The sequence below is a fragment of the Bacillus cereus group sp. BfR-BA-01379 genome (genome assembly GCF_022663605.1).
In the GTDB taxonomy this organism is placed as follows: Bacteria; Bacillota; Bacilli; order Bacillales; family Bacillaceae_G; genus Bacillus_A; species Bacillus_A mobilis.
On sequence record NZ_JAKUFT010000002.1, the window covers coordinates 1 to 18,326 of the forward strand.

The window sequence follows — 18,326 nt, forward strand, 5'->3', positions numbered from 1 at the left end:
GGAAATTCAATAAACGTAAAAAGGGCGAGGAGTTATTTCCTCTCCCTTTTTTAACATTTAAAGAGAAGTTGCATGTTCCATATATGAAATGGAAATGCTTAATTTATATAGAAACCAGGGGTGACATACTATTTATGACAAAGTGGTTTAACGTAGGGAAAATTGTAAATACTCATGGCGTAAGAGGAGAAATTCGTGTTATTTCTCGTACTGATTTCCCAGAAGAGCGATATAAAGTAGGAAACACATTATACATAAGTAATGAGAAAAGTACAGACTACCTTCCGGTGAAAGTAACTTCTCATCGTCAACATAAGACATTTGATTTATTAACATTTGAAGGATACAACAATGTAGATGAAGCAGAGAAGTTTAAAGGTTCTTTAATAAAAGTACCAGAAGAGCAGTTAGGCGAGCTAGCTGAAGGCGAATACTACTACCATGAAATTATTGGTTGCAGTGTTGTAACGGAAGAAGGAGAATCGTTAGGAACAATAAAAGAAATTTTATCTCCTGGTGCAAATGATGTTTGGGTAATTAAACGTCCAAAAGGTCAAGATCTATTAATTCCTTATATTGATGATGTTGTACTTCAAGTTAACATTGAGAATAAATTAGTAACCATTCATGTAATGGAAGGATTGCTATAATGAAAATTGACATTTTAACATTGTTTCCAGATATGTTTACGGGTGTGTTTGGATCTTCAATTTTAAAGAAAGCACAAGAAAAAGAAGCGGTAGAGCTTCGTGTTGTCAATTTCCGCGATTATACAACGAGTAAGCATAATAGCGTAGATGATTATCCGTATGGTGGTGGAGCTGGGATGGTATTGACCCCTCAGCCTATCTTTGATGCAGTGGAAGAGTTAACGAAGGAAACAGAACGTAAACCGAGAGTTGTTTTAATGTGTCCACAAGGAGAGCGTTTTACGCAGAAGAAGGCAGAAGAGCTTGCTGAAGAAGAGCATGTTATTTTTGTGTGTGGTCATTATGAAGGGTACGATGAACGAATTCGTGAGCATCTCGTAACAGATGAGATTTCTATTGGTGACTACGTATTAACCGGCGGAGAGTTAGCCTCTATGGTTATTACTGATAGTGTCGTGCGTCTTCTGCCAGGAGTGTTAGGAAATCATGCTTCACAAGTTGAGGATTCGTTTAGTACAGGTTTATTAGAGCATCCTCATTATACACGTCCAGCTGATTTTCGTGGTATGAAGGTACCGAATGTATTAATGTCAGGAAATCATAAAAATATTGATGAATGGCGACACAAAGAATCACTACGTCGTACGTACACGCGTAGACCGGATTTACTAGAAGAACGAGAATTATCTAAGCAAGAAGTGAAATGGCTAGAACAGATTAAAGAAGACAAGTAAGGGCTAGATATATTTTCTATTGCAACAGTCCTAGCAATATGCTATTATAACACTTGTGCTACTGAAATCAGTGGCCGTATTAACGATGTTCCGCTGTAATTTATTAAGACTTTATAAGAGCATCTGTTTAAAGGAGAGAATTTAATATGCAACAATTAATCGCAGAAATTACTCAAGGCCAATTAAAAACTGACCTTCCTTCATTCCGTCCTGGAGACACTTTACGTGTACACGTAAAAGTAGTTGAGGGAACTCGTGAAAGAATTCAGCTTTTCGAAGGTGTTGTAATTAAACGTCGTGGTGGCGGAATCAGTGAAACATTCACAGTTCGTAAGATTTCTTACGGTGTAGGTGTTGAGCGTACATTCCCAGTTCACACGCCAAGAATCGCGAAACTTGAAGTACTTCGTCGTGGTAAAGTACGTCGTGCTAAGTTATACTACTTACGTAACCTTCGCGGTAAAAAAGCACGTATTAAAGAAATTCGATAAGACATGTATGGGAGCTTGTAAATGCACAAGCTCCCTTTTTCCAATCTATATAAAATTTTGATATAATACGAGCAGCTTACATAATCGTGGAGGGGAAATGCATGAAGAAAGAAAAGAGTTCACTTTGGGAATGGATCAAGGCAATTTTGATTGCTGTTGTATTAGCGGGTGTTATTAGACAGTTTTTCTTTGCGCCAATTCTCGTAGATGGAGTGTCGATGGCGTCTACTTTACATGATCGCGATCGAATGATTGTCAATAAAATTGGTTATCACATAGGAGATCCGAAACGATTTGATATTATCGTATTCCGAGCAACGGAAGATAAGGATTATATTAAGCGTATTATCGGCCTGCCAGGCGATGAAATAGAGTATCGTAATGATAAACTATATGTTAACGGAAAGGCTTATGAGGAGCCGTATTTAGACAAGCAGAAAAAACAAATTGCTGACGGACCGCTTACATATGATTTTACTCTTGAAGAAATGACAGGGAAGAAAACTGTTCCAGAAGGTCAATTATTTGTTTTAGGCGATAATCGTCGTTTTAGTAAAGATAGTCGCTCGATTGGTACAATTTCAATGGACCAAGTGATTGGAAAAGCAAATATACTATATTGGCCGTTAAAAGATGCTCGTATTGTGAAATAAAAGAAAAAGAAGGTGGCAACATGGTAATTCAATGGTTCCCGGGACATATGGCAAAGGCTAGACGCCAAGTAACAGAAAAATTAAAGTTAATTGATGTTGTAATTGAGCTTGTAGATGCTCGATTACCTTTATCTTCTCGAAATCCAATGATCGATGAGATCATTACACATAAACCGAGGCTTGTTGTTTTAAATAAAGCAGATATGGCAGATGATCGTTTAACAAAGCAATGGATCGCATATTTTAAAGAAAAAGACCAAATGGCAATTTCAATTAACGCACAAGCTGGACAAGGTATGAAGGAAATTGCAGCGGCTTGTAAAGTGTTGGTGAAAGAAAAATTTGATAAAATGGCTGCAAAAGGTATTAGACCGAGAGCAATTCGTGCATTAATTGTAGGTATACCGAATGTTGGTAAATCTACGTTAATTAATAAGTTAGCGAAGAAAAATATTGCTAAAACAGGAGATCGCCCTGGTGTGACAACAGCTCAACAATGGATTAAAGTTGGGAAGGAAATGGAACTGTTAGATACACCTGGTATTTTATGGCCTAAATTTGAAGATCAACTAGTGGGTCTTCGTTTAGCGACAACAGGCGCAATTAAAGATTCAATTTTAAATTTACAAGATGTTGCTGTTTACGCACTACGTTTTATGGAGAAACATTATCCAGAACGTTTGAAAGAGCGATATAATTTAAATGAAATTCCAGAAGATATTGTAGAGTTATTCGATGCAATTGGAAAAAATAGAGGCTGTTTAATGGGCGGCGGAATGATTGATTATGATAAGACATCTGAGCTTGTACTTCGTGAGCTTCGTGGTGGAAAACTTGGAAAAATGACGTTTGAAACACCGGAAGAGTTTGCAGAGCAGACAGAAGATGTAGAAAAAATAGAAGAAGTATAAGACGTGCGTTAGTACGTCTTTTCTTTTTTGTATATAAAGGGAGTGGCATGAATGCAAAAAGTGACTATTCAAGAAGCGGAACGTTTACTGCATGAAATAATGAGTGAAGAAGATGATCGCTTTCAACTATTAATGAAAGACGAGCGAAAAGGGATACAAAAGCTCATTTTGAAGTGGCATAAACAAAAAGAATTAGCGCAGAAAGAAAAAGAAAAGTTTTTCGAAATGTCTAGGTACGAGATTGCATTACGTGAAAAAGGGCTTACACTTATCGCGGGTATAGATGAAGTAGGGCGTGGGCCACTAGCTGGGCCTGTCGTGACGGCAGCTGTTGTCCTTCCGGAAGGTTTTTATATTCCAGGATTAAATGACTCGAAAAAGCTGAGTGAGGCGAAGCGAGAGCGTTTTTATGATGAAATCAAAGCACAAGCAATTGCAATTGGAGTTGGAATTGTATCACCACAAATTATTGATGAAATAAATATTTATCAAGCGACGAAACAAGCGATGTTAGATGCTGTTGCGAATTTATCTTGTGCACCAGAGTATTTATTAATTGATGCGATGAAACTTCCTACACCAATTCCGCAAACATCCATTATTAAAGGTGATGCGAAAAGTATTTCTATTTCAGCTGCATCCATTATTGCGAAAGTAACGAGAGATCGTATGATGAAAGAACTTGGAGAAAAGTATCCTGCATATGGATTTGAACAACATATGGGATATGGTACAAAACAACATTTAGAAGCGATTGAAGCGCATGGAGTATTAGAAGAACATCGGAAATCGTTTGCACCAATTAAAGATATGATTCAAAAATAAGCTGCGAATATGCAGCTTATTTTTTTATTTTGGTATATGAACATTACTATTTTCAAAAAAGAATAAAGCGATTTCAGTTTTCTGACACTTTATTGTAGACAGCGTGCCAATCATCTTATACAATGGCAATGTAATGTTTTTTAAACATTAAAAAACTTTTCGAGTAAAACAGGAAAACAGGGGAGGATGGGACCATGAATATCCATGAGTACCAAGGTAAGGCAGTCCTTAGAAGCTATGGGGTTAGCGTTCCGAACGGGAAGGTTGCATTTACAGTAGAAGAAGCTGTAGAAGCAGCGAAAGAATTAGGAACGGATGTATGTGTAGTAAAAGCACAAATTCACGCTGGTGGACGCGGCAAAGCTGGCGGAGTAAAAGTTGCAAAAAATTTAGATGAAGTTCGTACATATGCAGAGAGCATTTTAGGAACTACACTTGTGACACATCAAACAGGTCCTGAAGGTAAGGAAGTAAAACGCTTACTTATCGAAGAAGGTTGCGATATTAAAAAAGAATATTATGTTGGTCTAGTTTTAGATCGTGCAACTTCTCAAGTTGTTTTAATGGCATCTGAAGAAGGTGGAACAGAAATTGAAGAAGTAGCAGAACAAACACCTGAAAAAATCTTTAAAGAATATATTGATCCAGCAGTAGGCTTACAAGGCTTCCAAGCGCGCCGAATCGCATTTAACATCAATATTCCAAAAGAGCTTGTAGGACAAGCTGTGAAGTTTATGATGGGCTTATACCGTGCGTTTATCGAAAAAGATTGCTCTATCGCGGAGATTAATCCACTTGTTACAACAGGTGACGGTAAAGTTATGGCATTAGATGCAAAATTAAACTTTGACTCTAATGCTTTATATCGCAATAAAGACATTTTAGAACTTCGTGATCTTGATGAAGAAGATTCGAAAGAAATTGAAGCTTCTAAATATGACTTAAACTACATTCCTTTAGATGGAAATATCGGTTGTATGGTTAATGGTGCAGGTTTAGCGATGGCTACAATGGATATCATTAAACATTACCATGGCGATCCAGCTAACTTCTTAGATGTTGGTGGCGGTGCAACAGCTGAAAAAGTTACAGAAGCATTCAAAATTATCCTTTCTGACAAAAATGTAAAAGGTATCTTCGTTAACATTTTTGGTGGCATTATGAAGTGTGATGTTATCGCAGAAGGTGTTATTGAAGCGACGAAACAAGTAGGTCTTGAATTGCCTTTAGTTGTACGTCTTGAAGGTACAAACGTAGAGTTAGGTAAGAAGATTTTAAATGAGTCTGGCTTAAATATTGTTGCAGCAGAATCTATGGCAGACGGTGCACAAAAAATTGTTTCACTAGTGGGCTAATAGAAAGCGGGGGAGAAAAATGAGCGTATTAGTTAATAAAGATACAAAAGTTATTGTTCAAGGTATTACAGGTTCTCAAGGATTATTCCACACAAAACAAATGATTGAATACGGTACGAAAATTGTCGGTGGTGTAACGCCAGGTAAAGGTGGCACTGATATTGAAGGTGTACCAGTATTTGATACTGTAGAAGATGCAGTGAAAGCAACAGGCGCAAATGCTTCAGTTGTATACGTTCCACCCGCTTTTGCGGCTGATGCAATTATGGAAGCAGTTGATGCAGAAATCGATTTAGTAGTATGTATTACTGAAGGAATTCCTGTATTAGATATGGTAAACGTAAAGAGATATATGGCAGGTAAACATACACGTTTACTTGGACCAAACTGTCCTGGTGTTATTACGCCTGATGAATGCAAAATTGGTATTATGCCAGGTTACATTCATAAAAAAGGTCATGTAGGTATCGTATCTCGCTCTGGTACATTAACGTATGAGGCTGTACATCAGTTAACACAAGAAGGTATTGGCCAATCTACTGCTGTAGGTATCGGTGGGGACCCAGTTAACGGTACGGACTTTATTGATGCGTTAAAAGCATTTAATGAGGATGAAGAAACGCATGCTGTAATTATGATTGGTGAAATCGGTGGTACAGCGGAAGAAGAGGCAGCTGAATGGGTGAAAGCTAATATGACAAAACCTGTTGTAGGCTTCATTGGTGGCCAAACAGCGCCTGCAGGCAAACGTATGGGCCATGCTGGTGCAATCATTTCTGGTGGTAAAGGAACTGCTGCTGAAAAGATTAAAACGATGGAAGCTTGTGGTATTAAAGTAGCAGAAACTCCAGCGGTTATGGGCGAAACGCTAATCTCTGTCTTAAAAGAAAAAGGTCTATTTGAGACTTGTAAAAACTACTAATCTGTTGAAAGACACCTTCTTGCTTGAAGGTGTCTTTTTACGTAATTCTTGTTTACATAATAAAAATTATGGGTAAGGAGGATTAAGATGAAGAGAGAACGATTATTACATCTTCATTATTTTTTAGCAGATCATTGGAAGGCGATGGAAAGACTACTATATGTCGATCCTGAATTGAAGGGAATATACACTTTTAATGCAACACAAATGGAATACTACACTGGAATATCCTCGAAAAAATCTTCAGAATTAGTACGTTTTCTTCAAAGTTCAAATCTCTTGCAATATATATCTTATTTAGAGAAAAATCGAATCTTTTATATGACTATCTGTGATGAAGATTATCCACAATTATTACGTGAAATACAAGATCCGCCCTTTGTGTTATATGGAAAAGGTGAGAAGGATTTTCTCAATAAGGCGAATAAATTAGCGGTTATTGGAACGAGAGAACCGACTTTATATGGACATGAGAGTTTACAATTTATTTTACACCCATTATTAGAAAGAGAATGGCTTATTGTCAGTGGGTTTGCAAGAGGGATAGATACAATGGCTCATGAAATTACAGTAAGACGGCATTGTCCGACTATTGCAATACTAGGACATGGATTATCGTATATGTATCCAAAAGAGAATAGACATTTATATGAAACATGGAATGAATATATATTGTTATTAACAGAGTATCCGCCGCACTATGCACCGAAAAAATGGTATTTTCCAAAAAGGAACCGAATCATTAGTGGTATAAGTAAGGGTGTTTTAGTTGTAGAAGCGAAATCAAGAAGTGGAACACTTATTACTGCGGACCTTGCTTTAGAGCAAAATAGAGAGGTATTTGCACTTCCTGGACCTATATTTATAGATAGTGCATCAGGAACGAATCATCTAATTCAACAAGGAGCAAAACTAGTAAGAAATGCAGAAGATATTTTGGAAGAGATTTTAAATTAACCTTATATTTTCATGTTTTTATTAAACAATTATTGACAAATGGTAGAAAGGCACTGTATGGTATATTCATTCTTGATTGACAAAAACAAGAGAAATCAATAAGATTGATGAAGACTTGAATCCACCTCTTAAGGAGGCACTAGCATGTCAGATTACCTCGTAATCGTGGAGTCGCCTTCTAAGGCGAAGACCATTGAGAAATATTTAGGGAAAAAATACAAAGTTGTCGCGTCTATGGGACACGTTCGCGATTTACCTAAAAGTCAAATGGGGATAGAAGTAAAGAACAACTTCACCCCGAAGTATATTACCATTCGTGGTAAAGGTCCCGTCTTAAAAGATTTAAAATCAGCGGCCAAAAAAGCAAAGAAAGTCTATCTCGCGGCCGATCCAGACCGCGAAGGGGAAGCGATTGCTTGGCATTTAGCCAATACGTTAAATGTGGACGTTGAATCAGATTGCCGAGTTGTGTTTAATGAGATTACAAAAGACGCAATAAAAGAATCATTTAAACATCCTCGTGCGATTAATATGGATTTAGTAGATGCACAACAAGCAAGACGTATACTAGATCGTCTTGTAGGTTACAATATTAGTCCTTTATTATGGAAGAAAGTAAAAAAAGGATTAAGTGCAGGACGCGTACAATCTGTAGCAGTTCGTTTAATTATCGAACGTGAAAAAGAAATTCAAATCTTTGAGCCTGAAGAATTCTGGACAATTAAGACAGAATTTGTGAAGGGGAAAGACACATTTGAAGCAAGCTTTTACGGTGTAGATGGTGAAAAAGTTCAATTAACGAATGAAACGCAAGTGAATGAAATAATTGAACAGATGAAAGATAATGCGTTTTCAGTTGAAAATGTAACGCGAAAAGAGCGAAAACGTAATCCTGCATTACCGTTTACAACATCTTCCTTACAACAAGAGGCAGCGCGTAAGTTAAACATGCGAGCAAAGAAAACAATGATGCTCGCGCAGCAATTGTATGAAGGGATAGATCTTGGAAAGCAAGGGACTGTAGGTCTTATTACGTATATGAGAACTGACTCAACACGTATCTCAGAAACAGCTCAAACAGAGGCACGTACTTACATTACTGAGGCGTTTGGTGCGGAATACATAGGAACAGAAAAGAAGAAAGAAACGAAAAAGTCGAACGCACAAGATGCGCATGAGGCAATTCGTCCTACTTCGGTAATGAGAAGGCCAGAGGAACTTAAGAGTTTCTTGAGTCGTGATCAACTTCGGTTGTATAAACTGATTTGGGAGCGATTTGTTGCAAGTCAAATGGCGTCTGCTATAATGGATACTGTGACAGCTAGACTCATTAATAACAATGTTCAGTTCCGTGCAAGTGGATCGGTTGTAAAGTTTCCAGGATTTATGAAAGTGTATGTAGAGTCGAAAGATGACGGGGCTGAAGAAAAGGATAAAATGTTGCCACCTTTAGAAGTAGGGGAAACGGTATTTTCGAAGGATTTAGAACCGAAGCAACACTTTACACAACCTCCGCCGCGATATACAGAGGCTCGTCTAGTAAGAACACTTGAAGAGCTTGGAATTGGAAGACCGTCGACTTACGTACCGACACTTGAAACGATTCAAAAACGTGGATACGTAGGTTTGGATAATAAACGCTTCGTTCCAACTGAACTTGGTGAAATAGTAATTGAACTTATTTTAGAGTTTTTCCCAGAAATTATTAACATTGAATTTACTGCTAATATGGAGCAAAGTCTTGATGAAGTAGAAGAAGGAAATGCGAATTGGGTAAAAATTGTTGATGATTTCTACGTAGGCTTTGAACCGCGTTTAGAAAAAGCGGAGAAAGAAATGCGTGAAGTGGAAATTAAAGATGAACCAGCTGGGGAAGACTGTGAATTGTGTGATCACCCAATGGTCTTTAAAATGGGTAAATACGGGAAATTTATGGCTTGTTCGAATTTCCCAGATTGTCGTAATACAAAACCGATTGTGAAAGAAATCGGTGTTACTTGTCCGAAGTGTGATAAAGGTCAAATTATTGAACGCCGTAGTAATAAAAAGAAACGTCTTTTCTATGGATGCGGTACGTATCCAGAGTGTGACTTTGTATCTTGGGATAAACCAATTGGTCGTAAATGTCCGAAGTGCGAAGGTATGCTTGTAGAGAAGAAGTTGAAAAAAGGCGTGCAAGTACAATGTATTTCGTGTGATTATGAAGAAGAACAACAAATGTGAGCGTAACTGCTCACATTTTTTTCGGGAAGAAAAGGAAAGGTGATTAATATGACAACACAAGTAGTAAACGTCATTGGCGCAGGTCTTGCAGGAAGTGAAGCAGCTTACCAAATTGCAAAACGTGGTGTCCAAGTAAAATTATATGAAATGAGACCAGTAAGGCAAACGCCAGCTCATCACACAGATAAATTTGCAGAGTTAGTATGCAGTAACTCGCTTCGCGCAAACACATTAACAAACGCTGTTGGTGTTATTAAAGAAGAAATGCGTCTAATGGACTCTGTTATTATTCGTGCAGCTGATGAGTGCTCTGTACCAGCAGGAGGGGCTTTAGCTGTAGATCGTCATGAATTTGCAGCAAAGGTAACGGAGTATGTGAAAAACCATCCGAACGTAACTGTGATGAATGAAGAAATTACTGAAATTCCAGAAGGGCCTACTGTTATCGCGACAGGTCCACTTACGTCTCCTGATCTTGCTGCACAATTAAAGGAATTAACAGGTGAAGATTATTTTTATTTCTATGATGCTGCAGCGCCGATTGTTGAGAAAGACAGCATTGATATGAATAAAGTATATTTAAAGTCTCGTTACGATAAAGGCGAAGCTGCATATTTAAACTGCCCAATGACGGAAGAGGAATTTGACCGTTTTTACGAGGCTTTAATTGCTGCTGAAACAGTACCTTTAAAAGAATTTGAAAAAGAAATTTTCTTTGAGGGTTGTATGCCAGTAGAAGTTATGGCAAGTAGAGGAAGACAGACGCTAGTATTTGGACCGATGAAACCTGTTGGATTAGAAGATCCGAAAACAGGGAAAACGCCTTATGCTGTTGTTCAATTACGTCAAGATGATGCAGCAGGAACGTTATACAATATCGTAGGTTTCCAAACGCATTTAAAGTGGGGACCACAAAAAGAAGTGTTACAGTTGATTCCAGGACTGGAAAACGCAGAGATTGTACGTTATGGTGTAATGCATCGTAATACGTTTATTAATTCACCTAACTTACTTCGTCCAACATATCAATATAAACAACGTGATGATTTATTCTTCGCTGGTCAAATGACTGGAGTAGAGGGATATGTTGAATCGGCAGCATCAGGATTACTAGCAGGTATTAACGCTGCTCGACTTGTGAAAGGTGAAGAGCCAGTTGTATTACCATCTGTAACTGCAATGGGAAGTATGGCGAATTATATTACTGCGACAAATGCAAAAAACTTCCAACCAATGAATGCAAACTTCGGTCTGTTTGCACCGTTAGAGAAGAAAATTAAGAAAAAAGCAGAACGAAATGAAGCCTATGCAACACGCGCTTTAGAAACAATTCAAAATTTTGTAAATATTTAGTTAAATTTCTTGCAAAGGCTACTAAGTTGTGATACGATTTAGTAGCCTTTATTGAGGTGAATTGTGTGAATGTGAAGAAATTGTTACAATTATTCGTTGGATATTTACAAATTGAAAGAAATTATTCAAAATATACAATTGCAAGTTATCAAAATGATTTAGAACATTTTGTGCAATTTATGGAGCGAGAAGGCATATCCTCTTTTTTAGATGTTACATACGCGGATGTTCGTTTGTACTTAACGACGTTGCACGATGAAAAGTTAGCCCGTAAATCTGTCGCAAGAAAAGTATCAAGTTTACGAAGTTTATATCGTTTTTTGATGCGTGAAGGTTATCGGAAAGATAATCCGTTTGCACTTGCGTCACTCCCCAAAAAAGAATTGTCAATCCCAAAGTTTTTATATGCTGAAGAATTAGAGGAATTATTTGAAGTTTCTGATACGGAAACACCGCTAGGTCAAAGGAATCAAGCTTTATTAGAATTGATGTATGCGACTGGAATCCGTGTGAGTGAATGTGTCAATTTACAACTTACCGATATTGACTTCGCGGTGGGAACAATTTTAGTAATGGGAAAAGGAAAAAAACAAAGGTATATTCCGTTCGGAAGCTATGCGCAAGATGCTTTAATTACTTATATAGAGAACGGGAGAAAACAGTTAGCTCACAAAACTGAAGAACACTCTCATATGGTATTTTTAAATGCGAAAGGCACGCCGCTAACAAGTCGAGGGGTACGCTATGTATTAAACGAACTCATTAAGAAAGCTTCGCTGACAATGCGGATAAGTCCCCATATGTTAAGGCATACATTTGCTACACACATGTTAGATGAAGGGGCAGATTTACGTACTGTACAGGAGCTACTCGGTCATGAGAATTTGTCGACGACACAAATTTATACGCATGTCTCTAAAGAAAGATTGCGTTCGGTCTACATGAAGCATCACCCACGGGCATAAATTGCTTTTAAAGCTATAAAAACATATAAAGGAGTTTTTTCTATGGGAAATTTCCACGCTACAACGATATTTGCAGTTCATCATAATGGAGAATGTGCAATGGCTGGAGATGGCCAGGTGACGATGGGAAATGCAGTTGTAATGAAACATACAGCTCGTAAAGTCCGTAAACTTTTCCAAGGGAAAGTTTTAGCTGGTTTTGCAGGTTCCGTTGCTGACGCATTTACTCTTTTTGAAATGTTTGAAGGGAAATTAGAAGAGTACAATGGGAACTTGCAGCGTGCTGCAGTTGAGATGGCAAAACAATGGCGTGGCGACAAAATGTTACGTCAACTAGAAGCGATGCTCATTGTCATGGATAAAACAACTATGCTTCTTGTTTCAGGTACAGGAGAAGTAATCGAACCGGATGATGGTATTTTAGCGATTGGATCTGGCGGGAATTATGCGCTTTCTGCAGGTCGTGCTTTAAAGCAATATGCAAGTGAACATTTAACAGCGAAGCAAATTGCGAAAGCGAGTTTAGACATTGCTGGCGATATTTGTGTTTATACAAACCACAATATAATTGTGGAAGAATTGTAGAATCGTAAGGGAGGCATTTTATATGCATTTACATTTTACTCCGCGTCAAATTGTGGAAAAATTAGATCAATACATTATCGGTCAAAAAGATGCGAAGAAAGCGGTTGCTGTAGCTTTAAGAAATCGATATCGTCGAAGTAAATTAGCTGAAAATCTACGTGATGAAATTGCGCCTAAAAATATTTTAATGATTGGACCAACGGGTGTTGGTAAAACAGAGGTAGCACGACGAATGGCGAAACTCGTTGGAGCACCTTTTATTAAGGTTGAAGCTACCAAATTTACAGAAGTTGGATATGTAGGTAGAGATGTAGAATCGATGGTACGTGACCTTGTGGAAACGTCAGTTCGTATCGTGAAAGAAGAAATGGTAATTAAAGTACAAGACAAAGCGGAAGAACAAGCGAACCAACGTCTTGTTGAAATTTTAGTGCCGAGTCCGGAGAAACAATCTGGATTTAAAAACCCATTAGAAATGCTATTTGGTGGTGCTCAAAATTCGAATCAAACATCTGATGCACAGGAAGATGTTGAAATCGAAAAGAAACGTCAAGATGTGGAAAGAAAGCTTGCTGCAGGACTTCTTGAAGATGAAATTGTATCGATTGAAGTGACTGAGCAACAGTCTTCCATGTTCGATATGTTACAAGGAACTGGCATGGAACAAATGGGGATGAATTTCCAAGATGCATTAGGAAGTTTTATGCCGAAAAAAACAAAAAAACGTAAACTTTCTGTAAAAGAAGCAAGAAAACTCTTGACAAATGAGGAAGCACAGCGCTTAATTGATATGGATGAAGTTACACAAGAGGCTGTTTATCGTGCTGAACAGCTCGGGATTATTTTTATCGATGAAATTGACAAAATTGCTGGTAAGCAGTCGAATAGCGTAGATGTATCACGTGAAGGTGTGCAACGTGACATTCTGCCGATTGTAGAAGGGTCGAATGTTGCGACAAAATACGGATCAGTAAAAACGGATTATATTTTATTCGTTGCAGCTGGAGCGTTTCATATGTCTAAACCGTCGGATTTAATTCCGGAACTGCAAGGGAGATTTCCGATTCGAGTAGAATTAACAAAATTATCGACAGATGATTTTGTTAAAATATTAATCGAGCCTGACAATGCGTTAATTAAACAATATATGGCTTTATTAGCGACTGAAGGTATAGAAATTGAATTTTCAGACGAAGCTATTCGTAAGATTGCTGAGATTGCTTATCAAGTTAATCAGGATACAGATAATATTGGAGCAAGAAGACTTCATACGATTATGGAGAAGCTCCTTGAAGATTTATCGTTTGAAGCATCTGAAATTACGTTAGAGAAAATAACGATAACACCTCAATACGTTGAGGAGAAATTAGCAACGATTGCTAAAAATAAAGATGTGAGCCAGTTTATTTTGTAATAGTGTCATCAGGTGACTCGCCCTAGTTTCCAAGTGATGAAAAAATATGTGAGTAACATGTAGGAGGAACTTTTGAAATGGAATTATTAGCAAAAACAAGAAAATTAAATGCGTTATTACAGAGCGCAGCAGGAAAGCCTGTAAACTTTAGAGAAATGTCTGATACAATGTGTGAAGTAATCGAAGCGAACGTATTCGTAGTAAGCCGTCGTGGTAAATTACTAGGTTATGCAATTCACCAACAAATTGAGAACGAGCGTATGAAACAAATGCTTGCTGAGCGTCAATTCCCGGAAGAATACACACAAAGCTTATTCAACATTACAGAAACATCTTCTAACTTAGATGTAAACAGTGCTTACACAGCATTCCCGGTAGAAAATAGAGAATTATTCGGTCAAGGTTTAACTACAATCGTACCAATCGTTGGTGGCGGTGAGCGTCTAGGTACATTAGTATTAGCTCGTCTTGGTCAAGAGTTCTTAGACGATGATTTAATCCTTGCTGAATACAGTTCAACTGTAGTAGGTATGGAAATCTTACGTGAAAAAGCAGAAGAAATCGAAGAGGAAGCACGTAGTAAAGCTGTTGTTCAAATGGCGATTAGCTCATTATCTTACAGTGAGTTAGAAGCAATCGAGCATATCTTCGAAGAATTAAATGGAACAGAAGGTTTACTTGTTGCAAGTAAAATTGCTGATCGCGTAGGAATTACTCGTTCTGTAATCGTAAATGCACTTCGTAAATTAGAGAGTGCTGGTGTTATTGAGTCTCGCTCTTTAGGTATGAAAGGAACATACATTAAAGTGCTAAACGACAAGTTTCTACAGGAACTTGCTAAATTAAAAACAAACTAATTTATAAAACTCTCCTCATTTTTTGAGGAGAGTTTTTTGTGTATAAAAGATTAATGTTGTTTGCAAATAGCGTCATAATCATATTTTTCGGAAAAGCTATGAATTGAATTTCATTTTTTTGCTTAAAAGAAATACAGGTTGGTAATACTAGAATTCGAGTGTGAACAAAGAAAGTTTTACATTGTTCGCATTTTCGACTTGATTGTAATATTTCAGTATGATATAGTAGGCAGTGGTGTCAGTACAAAGTACACACGTTTACTGATTTAAGTGTTGGTGCTACGTTTGTAGTTTCGCTTAGAGATGAAGTAAACGGAGGATATCAAAAACCATTTAGGAGGAACTATATTATGTCAGTAATTTCTATGAAGCAATTGCTTGAAGCTGGTGTTCATTTCGGACATCAAACTCGTCGTTGGAACCCAAAAATGAAGCGTTACATTTTCACAGAGCGTAACGGTATCTACATCATCGACTTACAAAAAACTGTGAAAAAAGTTGAGGAAGCTTACAGAACGATGCGCGACATCGCTGCTGAAGGTGGAGACATCTTATTCGTAGGTACTAAAAAACAAGCACAAGAAGCTATTAAAGAAGAAGCAACTCGTGCTGGTATGTACTTCGTTAACCAACGCTGGTTAGGTGGAACTTTAACAAACTTCCAAACAATCCAAAAACGTATCAAGCGTCTTAAAGACATCGAAAGAATGCAAGAAGATGGTACTTTCGAAGTACTTCCTAAGAAAGAAGTTGTTCAACTTAAAAAAGAGTTAGAGCGTCTTGAGAAATTCTTAGGCGGTATTAAAGATATGAAAGGTCTTCCAAGTGCATTATTCGTAGTAGACCCTCGTAAAGAGCGTATTGCAGTTGCTGAAGCACGCAAATTACACATTCCAATCATCGGTATCGTTGATACAAACTGTGATCCAGACGAAATCGATCACGTTATCCCAGCAAACGATGATGCAATTCGTGCTGTAAAACTTCTTACATCTAAAATGGCAGACGCGATCCTTGAAGCAAAACAAGGTGAAGAAACTGTTACTGCGTAACAAAGTTGGAAAGGTGATAAGGGGTTCGGCCTTTTATCACCTTTTTTAAGGTATAAACACCTTTATAAAAAGTATAAATACATATTTTAGGAGGATGAATAGTATGGCAATCACTGCACAAATGGTAAAAGAATTACGTGAAAAAACTGGCGCAGGTATGATGGACTGCAAAAAAGCTTTAACTGAAACTAATGGCGACATGGAGAAGGCAATTGACTTCTTACGTGAAAAAGGTATTGCGAAAGCTGCTAAAAAAGCAGACCGCATCGCTGCTGAAGGTTTAACTTTCATCGAAACAAACGGTAACGAAGGTTTAATCTTAGAATTAAACTCTGAAACTGATTTCGTTGCGAAAAACGAAGGTTTCCAAGCATTAATTAAAGAATTAGCTGCTCACTTATTAGCTAACAAACCAGCTAACATTGAAGAAGCTATGGCTCAAACAATCGAAGGCGGCAAAACAGTAGAAGAGCACATCAACGAAGCAATTGCTAAAATTGGTGAAAAACTTACACTTCGTCGTTTCGAAATCGTAACAAAAACTGATGCTGATGCATTCGGCGCTTACCTACACATGGGTGGACGTATTGGTGTATTAACAGTTCTTGAAGGTTCTACTGACGAAGCTGCTGCTAAAGATGTAGCAATGCACATCGCAGCAGTTAACCCTAAATACATCGACCGCGATGCTGTAACAGCTGAAGAAGTTGAGCATGAGCGTCAAGTATTAACACAACAAGCTTTAAACGAAGGCAAGCCTGAAAAAATCGTTGCAAAAATGGTTGAAGGCCGTCTTGGCAAATTCTTCGAAGAAATTTGCTTACTTGACCAAGCATTCGTTAAAAACCCTGATATGAAAGTTCGTCAGTTCGTTGAGTCTAAAGGCGGAACATTAAAAGGATTCGTTCGCTACGCTGTTGGTGAAGGTATCGAAAAACGCGAAGACAACTTTGCTGAAGAAGTAATGAACCAAGTAAAAGGTAGTAACTAATACAGATTAGGGAACACATTGTGTTCCCTTTTTTAAAATAAAGATGTAAGCAATTGGAGGTTCATTATGAGTAAACCGAAATATAATCGTGTCGTATTAAAGCTAAGCGGAGAAGCGTTAGCTGGCGAACAAGGATTTGGAATTAACCCATCTGTTATTAAATCAGTTGCGGAACAAGTAAAAGAAATTGCAGAACTTGATGTAGAAGTTGCTGTTGTTGTTGGTGGCGGAAACATTTGGCGTGGAAAAATCGGAAGTGAAATGGGAATGGATCGTGCTGGAGCGGATTACATGGGTATGTTAGCAACAGTTATGAACTCATTAGCTCTTCAAGATAGCCTGGAGAACATTGGAATTCAAACTCGTGTTCAAACTTCAATCGAAATGCGTCAAGTAGCAGAGCCTTACATTCGTCGTAAAGCAGTTCGTCATCTAGAGAAAAAACGTGTTGTGATCTTTGCAGCAGGTACAGGTAACCCATATTTCTCTACAGATACAACAGCAGCACTACGTGCAGCGGAAATCGAAGCAGACGTTATCTTAATGGCGAAAAACAATGTGGATGGCGTATATAATGCAGATCCATCTCTTGACCCAACAGCTACGAAATACGAAACACTTACTTACTTAGATGTATTAAAAGAAGGTTTAGGTGTAATGGATTCAACAGCTTCTTCTTTATGTATGGACAATGATATTCCATTAATTGTATTCTCTGTTATGGAAAAAGGTAACATTAAACGTGCCGTTTTAGGCGAAAATATCGGAACAGTTGTAAGGGGGAAATAAATATGGGACAACAAGTATTGAAGTCTTCAAATGAAAAAATGGAAAAAGCAGTTGCTGCTTACTCTCGTGAATTGGCAACAGTTCGCGCAGGTCGTGCAAGCTCGTCTGTATTAGATAAGGTACAAGTTGATTACTATGGTGCACCAACACCTGTTGTGCAATTAGCGAACATTACAGTTCCAGAAGCACGTTTACTTGTAATTCAACCTTATGATAAAACTTCTATCGGTGATATCGAAAAAGCAATTTTAAAAGCAGATTTAGGCTTAAACCCTTCTAATGATGGAACTGTAATTCGTATTGCATTCCCTGCATTAACAGAAGAGCGTCGTCGTGATCTTGTTAAAGTTGTGAAAAAATATGCTGAAGAAGCGAAAGTTGCTGTTCGTAACGTACGTCGTGACGGTAACGATGATCTTAAGAAGCTTGAAAAAGCTGGCGAGATTACAGAAGATGATTTAAGAGGATATACTGAAGATATCCAAAAAGAAACAGATAAATATATCGCAAAAGTTGATGAAATCGCAAAAAACAAAGAAAAAGAAATCATGGAAGTGTAATAGCGATATCTTCGCAAATATGACCCTCTTCTTAAGGGG

19 protein-coding genes are annotated in these 18,326 nt (G+C 37.8%); all 19 read left to right on the plus strand.

Annotated features, from left to right (window positions below):
• The first annotated feature begins 134 nt into the window (after positions 1-134).
• The 19 genes from rimM (at position 135) to frr (ending at position 18,287) form a co-directional block, all read left to right on the plus strand.
• Entirely contained in the window at positions 135-650 is a 516-nt protein-coding gene (rimM, locus tag MR113_RS00985; RefSeq protein WP_242250662.1) for a ribosome maturation factor RimM, read from the plus strand.
• Entirely contained in the window at positions 650-1,384 is a 735-nt protein-coding gene (trmD, locus tag MR113_RS00990) for a tRNA (guanosine(37)-N1)-methyltransferase TrmD (RefSeq protein ID WP_242250664.1), read from the plus strand. Before rimM ends, trmD begins: the two co-directional genes overlap by 1 nt.
• Before the next feature lie 146 nt (positions 1,385-1,530).
• On the plus strand, positions 1,531-1,875 hold the full coding sequence (gene rplS, locus MR113_RS00995) for a 50S ribosomal protein L19 (protein WP_001186518.1): 345 nt from the start codon (positions 1,531-1,533) through the stop codon (positions 1,873-1,875).
• Positions 1,876-1,976: 101 nt separating this feature from the next.
• Entirely contained in the window at positions 1,977-2,528 is a 552-nt protein-coding gene (gene lepB, locus MR113_RS01000) for a signal peptidase I (RefSeq protein ID WP_000711857.1), read from the plus strand.
• A gap of 20 nt (positions 2,529-2,548) precedes the next feature.
• Positions 2,549-3,439 (plus strand): ribosome biogenesis GTPase YlqF, encoded by an 891-nt coding sequence (gene ylqF / locus MR113_RS01005; RefSeq protein WP_000236692.1) that lies wholly within the window; start codon positions 2,549-2,551, stop codon positions 3,437-3,439.
• Positions 3,440-3,490: 51 nt separating this feature from the next.
• Positions 3,491-4,264, plus strand: a complete 774-nt coding sequence (locus MR113_RS01010; protein ID WP_242250665.1) for a ribonuclease HII — start codon at positions 3,491-3,493, stop codon at positions 4,262-4,264.
• Between the two features lie 194 nt (positions 4,265-4,458).
• Positions 4,459-5,619: an ADP-forming succinate--CoA ligase subunit beta gene (sucC, locus tag MR113_RS01015; protein WP_001020792.1), complete on the plus strand. Its 1,161-nt coding sequence runs from the start codon at positions 4,459-4,461 to the stop codon at positions 5,617-5,619.
• 19 nt (positions 5,620-5,638) lie between these two features.
• On the plus strand, positions 5,639-6,541 hold the full coding sequence (gene sucD, locus MR113_RS01020; protein ID WP_000115178.1) for a succinate--CoA ligase subunit alpha: 903 nt from the start codon (positions 5,639-5,641) through the stop codon (positions 6,539-6,541).
• A gap of 87 nt (positions 6,542-6,628) precedes the next feature.
• Positions 6,629-7,498 (plus strand): DNA-processing protein DprA, encoded by an 870-nt coding sequence (gene dprA / locus MR113_RS01025; protein WP_242250667.1) that lies wholly within the window; start codon positions 6,629-6,631, stop codon positions 7,496-7,498.
• A gap of 144 nt (positions 7,499-7,642) precedes the next feature.
• Positions 7,643-9,721 carry a type I DNA topoisomerase gene (gene topA / locus MR113_RS01030; RefSeq protein WP_001286953.1) on the plus strand — a complete coding sequence of 693 codons (2,079 nt, stop codon included), beginning with the start codon at positions 7,643-7,645 and terminating at the stop codon, positions 9,719-9,721.
• 48 nt (positions 9,722-9,769) lie between these two features.
• On the plus strand, positions 9,770-11,074 hold the full coding sequence (trmFO, locus tag MR113_RS01035; RefSeq protein WP_000211998.1) for an FADH(2)-oxidizing methylenetetrahydrofolate--tRNA-(uracil(54)-C(5))-methyltransferase TrmFO: 1,305 nt from the start codon (positions 9,770-9,772) through the stop codon (positions 11,072-11,074).
• A gap of 65 nt (positions 11,075-11,139) precedes the next feature.
• The gene (gene xerC / locus MR113_RS01040; protein ID WP_001101238.1) at positions 11,140-12,039 is read left to right on the plus strand and encodes a tyrosine recombinase XerC; all 900 of its coding nucleotides are present in this window, start codon (positions 11,140-11,142) and stop codon (positions 12,037-12,039) included.
• Between the two features lie 42 nt (positions 12,040-12,081).
• The gene (gene hslV, locus MR113_RS01045) at positions 12,082-12,624 is read left to right on the plus strand and encodes an ATP-dependent protease proteolytic subunit HslV (protein WP_000526271.1); all 543 of its coding nucleotides are present in this window, start codon (positions 12,082-12,084) and stop codon (positions 12,622-12,624) included.
• A 22-nt stretch (positions 12,625-12,646) separates the two neighbouring features.
• Positions 12,647-14,038, plus strand: a complete 1,392-nt coding sequence (hslU, locus tag MR113_RS01050) for an ATP-dependent protease ATPase subunit HslU (protein ID WP_000550070.1) — start codon at positions 12,647-12,649, stop codon at positions 14,036-14,038.
• Positions 14,039-14,115: 77 nt separating this feature from the next.
• The gene (codY, locus tag MR113_RS01055; protein WP_000421290.1) at positions 14,116-14,895 is read left to right on the plus strand and encodes a GTP-sensing pleiotropic transcriptional regulator CodY; all 780 of its coding nucleotides are present in this window, start codon (positions 14,116-14,118) and stop codon (positions 14,893-14,895) included.
• A 350-nt stretch (positions 14,896-15,245) separates the two neighbouring features.
• Entirely contained in the window at positions 15,246-15,947 is a 702-nt protein-coding gene (gene rpsB / locus MR113_RS01060; RefSeq protein WP_000111485.1) for a 30S ribosomal protein S2, read from the plus strand.
• Positions 15,948-16,050: 103 nt separating this feature from the next.
• On the plus strand, positions 16,051-16,938 hold the full coding sequence (gene tsf / locus MR113_RS01065) for a translation elongation factor Ts (protein WP_001018585.1): 888 nt from the start codon (positions 16,051-16,053) through the stop codon (positions 16,936-16,938).
• A 66-nt stretch (positions 16,939-17,004) separates the two neighbouring features.
• A complete protein-coding gene (gene pyrH / locus MR113_RS01070; RefSeq protein ID WP_000042667.1) occupies positions 17,005-17,727 on the plus strand; it encodes a UMP kinase in 723 nt (240 codons plus the stop codon).
• Between the two features lie 2 nt (positions 17,728-17,729).
• Positions 17,730-18,287 carry a ribosome recycling factor gene (gene frr, locus MR113_RS01075; protein WP_000531505.1) on the plus strand — a complete coding sequence of 186 codons (558 nt, stop codon included), beginning with the start codon at positions 17,730-17,732 and terminating at the stop codon, positions 18,285-18,287.
• Positions 18,288-18,326: the final 39 nt, after the last annotated feature.

Bases quoted from the DNA above. Each gene is read 5' to 3' on its own strand.
- trmD (WP_242250664.1), top strand. From the start codon at position 650: ATGAAAATTGACATTTTAACATTGTTTCCAGATATGTTTACGGGTGTG.
- rpsB (WP_000111485.1), top strand. From the start codon at position 15,246: ATGTCAGTAATTTCTATGAAGCAATTGCTTGAAGCTGGTGTTCATTTC.
- trmFO (WP_000211998.1), top strand. From the start codon at position 9,770: ATGACAACACAAGTAGTAAACGTCATTGGCGCAGGTCTTGCAGGAAGT.
- dprA (WP_242250667.1), top strand. From the start codon at position 6,629: ATGAAGAGAGAACGATTATTACATCTTCATTATTTTTTAGCAGATCAT.
- codY (WP_000421290.1), top strand. From the start codon at position 14,116: ATGGAATTATTAGCAAAAACAAGAAAATTAAATGCGTTATTACAGAGC.
- MR113_RS01010 (WP_242250665.1), top strand. From the start codon at position 3,491: ATGCAAAAAGTGACTATTCAAGAAGCGGAACGTTTACTGCATGAAATA.
- hslV (WP_000526271.1), top strand. From the start codon at position 12,082: ATGGGAAATTTCCACGCTACAACGATATTTGCAGTTCATCATAATGGA.
- sucC (WP_001020792.1), top strand. From the start codon at position 4,459: ATGAATATCCATGAGTACCAAGGTAAGGCAGTCCTTAGAAGCTATGGG.
- ylqF (WP_000236692.1), top strand. From the start codon at position 2,549: ATGGTAATTCAATGGTTCCCGGGACATATGGCAAAGGCTAGACGCCAA.
- rplS (WP_001186518.1), top strand. From the start codon at position 1,531: ATGCAACAATTAATCGCAGAAATTACTCAAGGCCAATTAAAAACTGAC.
- lepB (WP_000711857.1), top strand. From the start codon at position 1,977: ATGAAGAAAGAAAAGAGTTCACTTTGGGAATGGATCAAGGCAATTTTG.
- frr (WP_000531505.1), top strand. From the start codon at position 17,730: ATGGGACAACAAGTATTGAAGTCTTCAAATGAAAAAATGGAAAAAGCA.
- hslU (WP_000550070.1), top strand. From the start codon at position 12,647: ATGCATTTACATTTTACTCCGCGTCAAATTGTGGAAAAATTAGATCAA.
- pyrH (WP_000042667.1), top strand. From the start codon at position 17,005: ATGAGTAAACCGAAATATAATCGTGTCGTATTAAAGCTAAGCGGAGAA.
- topA (WP_001286953.1), top strand. From the start codon at position 7,643: ATGTCAGATTACCTCGTAATCGTGGAGTCGCCTTCTAAGGCGAAGACC.
- sucD (WP_000115178.1), top strand. From the start codon at position 5,639: ATGAGCGTATTAGTTAATAAAGATACAAAAGTTATTGTTCAAGGTATT.
- tsf (WP_001018585.1), top strand. From the start codon at position 16,051: ATGGCAATCACTGCACAAATGGTAAAAGAATTACGTGAAAAAACTGGC.
- rimM (WP_242250662.1), top strand. From the start codon at position 135: ATGACAAAGTGGTTTAACGTAGGGAAAATTGTAAATACTCATGGCGTA.